Source organism: Oleiphilus sp. HI0067 (assembly GCF_001635735.1).
Genome location: NZ_LWFI01000179.1, coordinates 1 through 5,617, shown reverse-complemented (window position 1 = coordinate 5,617; position 5,617 = coordinate 1). Strand labels below are relative to the sequence as shown.

At 46.5% G+C, this 5,617-nt stretch carries 6 protein-coding genes and 1 pseudogene; 4 read left to right on the top strand and 3 right to left on the bottom strand.

Features of this window, described 5'->3' with window-relative positions; genetic code table 11:
* On the bottom strand, positions 1-287 hold a 287-nt coding region (locus A3739_RS02425), incomplete at its 3' end, for a rod shape-determining protein (RefSeq protein ID WP_197471973.1).
* A gap of 382 nt (positions 288-669) precedes the next feature.
* Here A3739_RS02425 and gatC point away from each other — a divergent pair.
* From gatC to A3739_RS02405, 4 genes are all read left to right on the top strand, one after another.
* Positions 670-957, top strand: a complete 288-nt coding sequence (gene gatC, locus A3739_RS02420) for an Asp-tRNA(Asn)/Glu-tRNA(Gln) amidotransferase subunit GatC (protein ID WP_068476113.1) — start codon at positions 670-672, stop codon at positions 955-957.
* A gap of 76 nt (positions 958-1,033) precedes the next feature.
* Positions 1,034-2,509, top strand: coding sequence for an Asp-tRNA(Asn)/Glu-tRNA(Gln) amidotransferase subunit GatA (gene gatA, locus A3739_RS02415; protein WP_068476114.1), 1,476 nt, complete (start codon positions 1,034-1,036; stop codon positions 2,507-2,509).
* Between the two features lie 15 nt (positions 2,510-2,524).
* On the top strand, positions 2,525-3,973 hold the full coding sequence (gatB, locus tag A3739_RS02410; protein WP_068476115.1) for an Asp-tRNA(Asn)/Glu-tRNA(Gln) amidotransferase subunit GatB: 1,449 nt from the start codon (positions 2,525-2,527) through the stop codon (positions 3,971-3,973).
* Positions 3,974-4,136: 163 nt separating this feature from the next.
* Positions 4,137-4,541 (top strand): MAPEG family protein, encoded by a 405-nt coding sequence (locus tag A3739_RS02405; RefSeq protein ID WP_068476116.1) that lies wholly within the window; start codon positions 4,137-4,139, stop codon positions 4,539-4,541.
* A 38-nt stretch (positions 4,542-4,579) separates the two neighbouring features.
* Here A3739_RS02405 and A3739_RS02400 read toward each other — a convergent pair whose 3' ends face one another.
* Entirely contained in the window at positions 4,580-5,146 is a 567-nt protein-coding gene (locus A3739_RS02400; RefSeq protein WP_068476117.1) for a hypothetical protein, read from the bottom strand.
* Positions 5,147-5,200: 54 nt separating this feature from the next.
* A pseudogene (locus A3739_RS28560) lies at positions 5,201-5,617 on the bottom strand (hypothetical protein); the annotation flags it as partial.

The following is a 5,617-nucleotide window of genomic DNA, read 5'->3' as shown; positions in this document are numbered from 1 at the left end:
ACCTTATGAATAAAATGCTGAAGCATTTTTTCAGTTACTACGAAATCTGCAATCACACCATCCTTTAACGGACGAATTGCAGTGATGTTTCCGGGGGTACGACCAAGCATTCGTTTTGCTTCGGCACCCACCGCAGCAACACTTTTTTGAGCGCCCGAATTTCTAATCGCGACAACAGAAGGTTCATCTAAAACTATGCCGCGTTCGCGCACATAAATAAGTGTATTTGCAGTCCCCAAATCGATCGACAGATCACTTGAAAACATGCCTCGTAGTTTCTTAAGCATGGAAGGAATTCAACCTGAAGAATTTATGAATATAATTATCGCGTAACTTTAACAATGGCGCGGTACTAGAGCAAGAAACAAAAGCTTCATTTAGACCTTATTGCAAACAAGATAACGTTCAGCCATTGCTCCGTAAGATTCCCGCTAAACATTTGATCATTTTTCACCCATACATTTATGTCCTTAGTGCGAAAGTTTGCATTTCTATGCAAATTCATTCCTTATTCGATTCGAGAGCATATCCACTTTTTATAGCTAAGTGGTATGATGCTCGGCTAAATGCTTCACAGCATAATTCACGCACTATAAATCTCTTAACTCCTCGCGTTCTAGCTTCTAAGGCAAGCTTCTGAGCCGAGACTTATAAATTAAGGTTTAAAACATGTCGATTAGTCCTGATGACATTCAAAAAATCGCGCGCCTCTCTCGTCTTCAAATTGAAGATGACAAAGTGGAAAAATTAAGCGGCGATATTAATAACATCTTGGGTTTAGTTGATCAGCTTCAGCAGGCTGATACGAGCGATGTTGCACCGATGGCGCACCCTTTGGACGCAGTACAAACCCTGCGCGCAGATCAAGTGACAGAGACTAATCAACGTGACAAATATCAACGCGTAGCACCAGCAACTCAAGACGGCCTATTCCTCGTGCCGAAAGTTATCGAGTGAGCCTCACTAATTTTCATAGTGACGCATTAGAACACCTTCTGTTTAAAAACACGCTACGACGAAAGAGCAATAAAGAATGTTAGAACTTACAATTCAAGAGCTGGCCAAAGGCCTGCGCGACAAAGAGTTCACCAGCGTAGAACTCACTCAAGCCTATCTTGATCGCATCGAAAAACTAGACAGCAAAATCAATAGTTATATTACCGTCTCAAAAGAACAAGCACTTGCTGATGCAGCAGCTGCTGACGAGAAAATCGCCGCTGGCGATACCGGTTTATGGACGGGCATTCCCTTCGCACACAAAGACATCTTTTGTACGGAAGGCACCCTAACTACCTGTGGTTCAAAAATGCTTCATAACTTCGAACCACCTTACAACGCGACAGTCGTTCAAAACTTCATCGATGCAGGCGCGGTTTGTTTGGGTAAAACCAACATGGATGAGTTCGCGATGGGCTCAACGAATGAGAGCAGCTACTACGGAAAAGTGATTAACCCGTGGAGCGGTGACAAACACCTCGTTCCCGGCGGTTCATCTGGCGGCTCAGCTGCAGCAGTAGCCGCGCGCTTGGCACCCGTTGCAACAGGCACAGATACCGGCGGCTCGATCCGTCAGCCGGCAGCCTTTTGTGGTCTAACTGGATTAAAGCCAACATACGGGCGCGTTTCACGTTACGGCATGATTGCTTTCGCATCGAGCCTTGATCAAGGTGGCCCAATGGCAAAAACTGCTGAAGACTGTGCGGCAATGCTGCAAGTTATGGCGGGTCATGACGCAAAAGACTCAACTAGTATCGACAAAGAAGTGCCAGACTACTTGGCGGCTCTATCTGGTGATTTGAGCAGTCTGAAAATTGGTCTTCCAAAAGAGTACTTTAACGAGCACCTCAATCCTGAAATCGCAAAAGTACTCGATGAAGCGATTGAAGTTCTTAAAGGCAAAGGCGTTGAGTTTAAAGAAGTTTCGCTTCCTAACAGCCAGCTTGGTGTACCAGCGTATTACGTCATTGCTCCAGCAGAAGCCTCCGCTAACCTAAGCCGTTTTGATGGCGTCCGTTATGGCTACCGCTGTGAAGAGTCGAATGACTTAATGGATATGTACTTACGCAGTCGTTCTGAAGGTTTTGGCGATGAGGTAAAACGCCGTATTATGGTTGGCACATATGCGCTTTCAGCCGGTTACTACGACGCTTACTACAACAAAGCAATGCAAGTTCGCCGCCTGATCAAGAACGACTTTGAAAATGCATTCAAAGACGTCGACTTTATTCTCGGCCCAACTACGCCATCACCTGCTTTTGGTTTTGGCGAGAAAGGCGACGACCCCGTACAAATGTACCTAGAAGACGTTTATACCATCACGGCAAACCTTGCAGGCATTCCGGCAATGTCTCTACCGGCCGGCACAATAGACGGCCTTCCTTGTGGTATTCAATTGCTCGGAAACTACTTCGACGAAGCACGCATGCTCAACGTTGGTTATGCCTTCCAGCAAGAAACGGAATGGCACAAACAACGTCCTGAAAATTCACTAACCGAGCTAAGCGCTTAAGCCGAGGAGACAACTATGGAATGGGAAACCGTCATCGGGCTTGAAGTACACGTTCAGCTCGCTACTAAATCAAAGATTTTTTCAGGCTCATCAACTGCCTTTGGTGCAGAGCCAAACACACAGGCAAGCGCAGTTGATTTAGCACTACCTGGTACATTACCTGTGCCAAACGAGCAGGCTTTCCGCTATGCAACCATGTTCGGTTTAGCGATCGATGCCGACATCTGCAAGCGCAGTGTATTTGAGCGTAAAAACTACTTCTACCCTGACCTTCCGAAAGGCTATCAAACGACTCAGCTTGATGCGCCAATCGTTGGTGCAGGTGTTGTTGAAATCACACTGAAAGATGGCAGCAAGAAGAACATCCGCATTCATCATGCACACCTTGAAGAAGATGCGGGTAAATCACTACACGAAGACTACCATGGCATGTCAGGCATCGATTTGAACCGTGCTGGAACGCCATTGATCGAAGTCGTGAGTGAACCGGACATGCGCAATGCGGAAGAAGCGGTAGAATTTGCTAAAACACTGCACAGCATTGTGACTTCACTTGGAATTTGTGATGGTGAAATGTCGCAAGGTTCAATGCGTTTTGACGTTAACATCTCTGTGCGTCCTAAAGGCCAATCGGAATTTGGCACGCGAACTGAAACCAAAAACCTCAACTCTTTCCGCTTTATGGAACAAGCGATTGCTCTCGAAGTTGAACGTCAAATCGATGTGCTTGAAGAAGGTGGAGAAATCGTTCAAGAAACACGCTTGTACGATGGCGACAAACACGTTGCACGTTCTATGCGAAGCAAAGAAGAAGCAAACGACTACCGTTACTTCCCTTGCCCCGACCTCCTGCCAGTAGTGTTGACAGATGAGTACATCGAAGAAGTTCGTGCTCAAATGCCAGAACTGCCGGCTGCGCGTAAAGAGCGTTTTATCTCTGAGTTCTCACTAAGTGATTACGACGCTGGCATTCTCTCGGCAGATGCTGGTTTAGCCTCTCTATTCGAGACTTCAGCAAACATCTCAGGCGATGCAAAACTTTCTGCTAACTGGGTAATGGGTGAATTCAGTGCTCGCTTAAACGCAGATGATGTTAGCGCATCCAATGCACCTATTTCTGGTGGAGCATTAGCTCAATTAGTGCTGCGCGTGAAGGACAACACCGTTTCTTCTTCGGGCGCTAAGAAAGTATTTGAGAAACTATGGAGCCAAGAAGGTTCAGATGTGGATCAAATCATCGATGCAGAAGGCTTGAAGCAGGTGTCTGATACGGGCGCTCTTGAAGCAATGGTTGATGAAGTGCTTGCAGGTATGGCTGATCAAATCGCGCAGTACAAAGCAGCCGACGACAAGAAACGTAAGAAATTGATGGGTAGCTTTATGGGCCCATTAATGAAAGCTTCTAAAGGTCAAGGTAACCCGAAACTGTTTAACGAAATTCTCGCGAAGAAGTTAAACGACTAGTCTAGCTCTCAAATTTTGTAGGCCTAGATTGGGGTCAGAGTGCTTTCACTCTGACCCCAGCCATTAAAGCTCAAACTCAAAAATATTACCTCTCACGTAATTTCTTTCCCTCCACTTTTTAGCGACACTCATTACATTGGCTCTTTTATTCAAGGACTTTGTAATGACACAAACAGAACTCGCGCTTCTCGGATTTATCAGCTGGTTTATATTTCTAGTTATTGCAATTGAGATATACCGAACAATAGTCGTTGTAAAAACAGGTAAAGCAGTGAACAGCTTCTCATTGAGTGGTGCCGACATATCCCCCTTGATGGAAAGACTCAGTCGAGCCCATGCGAATTGCTATGAGTCATTTCCCTTCCTAGGTGGAACTCTTCTCTTTTCTATCTCTACAGCAAGCCAAGAAATCACCAACAGCCTCGCGCTATATTTGTTAGCCGCGCGCATTGCACAGTCGCTTCTTCATGCAGCTTCATCAAGTAACATCATCGTGCAGTGTCGTTTTCTATGCTTTTGCGCGCAAATAGGTATCGTGTGTTATTGGTTAAGCCAATACTTCCTGTAAACAAAAAAGGCCGCTTTTCAGCGGCCTCTGTATACGTACTATCGTCTCCACCAATCCCAGTCATATCGGAACTGCCAAACATCATTATCGACTTTCGTAAATCCAATGGGATCGAATGGATCAAAGGTTTCTCGATCACCACCAAATGTAAAGATACTCGGCTGGAACCTTCCATTCGCAAAATACACAGGAAATGCCGCTAGATCATACTTAATATCTTCTGGTGACTGCGCATTCCAAGGTTGTTCAGCCGGACCTGAGAGCTGTTTCCACGTTCGGCCATTTTTGTTCACCCAAACATCGATAGGATTAGCCACTGCAAATGGGTCCTGCGGATTAGTACTCAAACCAAAGCCACCAAAGCATACACAACTACCAAAGAGTACCTCGCACTGATGTCCCGGCCGTGGAGCCCAACCTGCGTCAGCAGTTAACAACTCCCAGCGCTTACCATTCTTACTACGCCAGACATCGTTGTAATATGGCGGACAACGATCGCCCGAATCACATGTAAAGCCATCCTCTCCACCAAGCATATACATGTACTTGCCTTTGCTGACAACAATGCCACCAGCACGTGGAGTCCAAGGCGCGGAATCCGTCATCAATTCCCAATTTCGGCCGTCTCTTGAACGGTATACATCGTTGTAGTAGATACGCTAAGGACCCGCTGGAACAATAATCGACAAATCATCATTAAACGATCCACCCATTACATAGATGTAGCCACGGTGCGATACCGCGCTTAAGCCTGCACGCTTAGACCAAGCGGCATCATTTGTCATGAGCTGCCAATTTGCGCCGTCTTTACTACGCCAAACGTCGTTGAAAAAGTTTGAAGCCAGTTTAAAAGGGAAACATGGAAACGCAGGAGGCCCGCCGGCACCATCACCAGGGAATCCACAATCACCAGGGAATCCACCATCACCAGGGAACCCACCATCACCAGGGAACCTACTATCACTAGGGAACCCACCATCACCAGGGAATCCACCATCACCAGGGAACCCACCATCACCAGGGAACCTACTATCACTAGGGAACCCACCATCACCAGGGAACCCACCATCACCAGG

Coding starts and splice junctions, on each gene's coding strand:
- gatC (WP_068476113.1), top strand. CDS start 670: ATGTCGATTAGTCCTGATGACATTCAAAAAATCGCGCGCCTCTCTCGT.
- gatB (WP_068476115.1), top strand. CDS start 2,525: ATGGAATGGGAAACCGTCATCGGGCTTGAAGTACACGTTCAGCTCGCT.
- A3739_RS02400 (WP_068476117.1), bottom strand. CDS start 5,146: ATGACGGATTCCGCGCCTTGGACTCCACGTGCTGGTGGCATTGTTGTC.
- gatA (WP_068476114.1), top strand. CDS start 1,034: ATGTTAGAACTTACAATTCAAGAGCTGGCCAAAGGCCTGCGCGACAAA.
- A3739_RS02405 (WP_068476116.1), top strand. CDS start 4,137: ATGACACAAACAGAACTCGCGCTTCTCGGATTTATCAGCTGGTTTATA.